The following is a 2,053-nucleotide window of genomic DNA, read 5'->3' as shown; positions in this document are numbered from 1 at the left end:
AAGGCGTTACCCCTGCCCATAAGGGACTTGCACCCTCTAGATTAATTATCTACTTTGCAGTAGATAAAAGATGCCCATGCTGGGCACACACAAAGTATATAGTTTATGGCGGATAAAGTAATAAATATGAGTGATTTAACAATTAATAAACATCTGTGTAAGTTGAAAGACTTGTATTTTCAAAACCGCCACAAAACCATATACAAACCGTTGCCAGTAATTTGAACTAACCATCGAATTGAATTGAATGACACCAACACCTGAACAAGAAAAAATATACAACTTTATAAAGTTGGATTCAAATCACGGAATTATAGATGCAGTTGCTGGTTCTGGAAAAACAACTACTATAATTGAAAGTATTGGATTTGTCGATAAAAATAAATCTTTACTTTTCTGTGCGTTCAACAAAAGTATTAGAGATGAAATTCAAGACAGAGTTTCGAAAAAAGGTAACGACAATATTGTTGTCAAAAACCTCCATCAACTTGGGTATGAAATATTAAAATCAAACATTGAACTGCCTTACATCGTAAAACCTCGAAAATACAATGATTTAATAGCAAGGTCAGTTGAAAGTTATAATAAGAAACCATTTTTACTGTATTTGAAACTATATGACATAAGTCCTGAACCGGAAAACAGTTTTGAAAAAAGCCAGCTGAATAATTATTTCAACTCTTTTAAAAACAAACTTCTTGACTCGGTTGACAAATTTAGATTAACATTAGAAAAGAACGATTTTTCTAAATTTAAACAAATGGTAATCCATTTCAATATTATTGACCCAAGCAAAACAAACGAAAAAATACTTGATAAAGTTATCGAAATACTTTTCAAAAGCACCGAACAACTTTTAGAAGAAGGAAATAAAATTGCAAAAAGCCATAATTATATTGATTTGACAGATATGCTATACTTGCCTAAAGTATTTGAGCTTTATCCAATCAAAAAATATGATTTACTTTTTGTAGACGAATGCCAAGACTTATCAAAAGCTCAATTAGCAGTTGCATTAAAATACGTGAAAAAATCTGGTCGTGTAATTGCAGTTGGCGACCCTTGTCAATCAATATATGGTTTTACAGGAGCAGACATTGAATCTTTCAGTCGTTTTGAAAACTTACTAAAAAACCACAATAAACTAACTTTGTCATTTTGTTTTAGATGCCCAAATAATGTTATTGAATATGCACAAAATTTTAGAGCCGATATAAAACCTTTTAAAGACAAAGAAGGAATAATTGAAAAAATAGAATTTGACCAAGTTATTAAAACTGCCAAAGACGGAGATTTAGTAATCAGTCGTACAAAAGCACCTTTAACGACATTACTTTTTAGTTTACTTGAGAATAATCGAAAAGTTAATATTCATCAAGATGATGTAAAAGACTTATTTAATGAACTACGGTTTTTATTTTCAAAGCAAGAACTAAATACAAGAAACGTATTTAAAAGCGGATATGATTTCTTTGAAAAAGTAAAAGAAAGAAACATCTATTTCGTTGAGAAAAAGGCAAATAAAATGTCTAACAACTCATCAAAGGAAGAATTTATAAAAGAAGAAACCGAATATATTGAAAGAAGAATAAACTTTTTGCAAAGACAATCCTCTATTCATTTAGATGTATCCACAATAAACGAGTTGGTCAAACGTATTGAAGGCTTAATAACAGAAAGTGAAGATGCTATAAAACTTTCAACTATACACAAAGCTAAAGGACTTGAAAATAAAAGAGTTTTTATTTTAGACTATGACAAACTACCTATGAAAAAGGATAATCATAAACCGTGGGAAACAGTTCAAGAAAATAATTTAAAATATGTTGCTTTAACACGAGCAGAAGAATCATTGTTTTTAGTTAATGCAATAAAAGAAGATATTGAAATGGACGAAGGAAATTTATTTGATGAATTAGATGACATTTGGTAAGAAAAACTACTGGCAACAATGTATCGGGACTGTAAATTATTTTGTGTTTTGCTCTGAGTTAGTCGAAAAATGATTTTGAAGTTCATAGGCAAAAAATTTATTTTTAAATTTTTATTATAT

General features: G+C 29.5%; 1 protein-coding gene. It reads left to right on the top strand.

Annotation, left to right across the window (positions count from 1 at the left end; all coding sequences use genetic code 11):
- Positions 1-247: 247 nt before the first annotated feature.
- Positions 248-1,933, top strand: coding sequence for a UvrD-helicase domain-containing protein (locus BUA16_RS18110; protein ID WP_072766109.1), 1,686 nt, complete (start codon positions 248-250; stop codon positions 1,931-1,933).
- Positions 1,934-2,053: the final 120 nt, after the last annotated feature.

It is taken from the genome of Arenibacter nanhaiticus (assembly GCF_900141935.1).
GTDB lineage: Bacteria > Bacteroidota > Bacteroidia > Flavobacteriales > Flavobacteriaceae > Arenibacter > Arenibacter nanhaiticus.
This window is presented reverse-complemented; position numbering and strand designations above follow the sequence as displayed.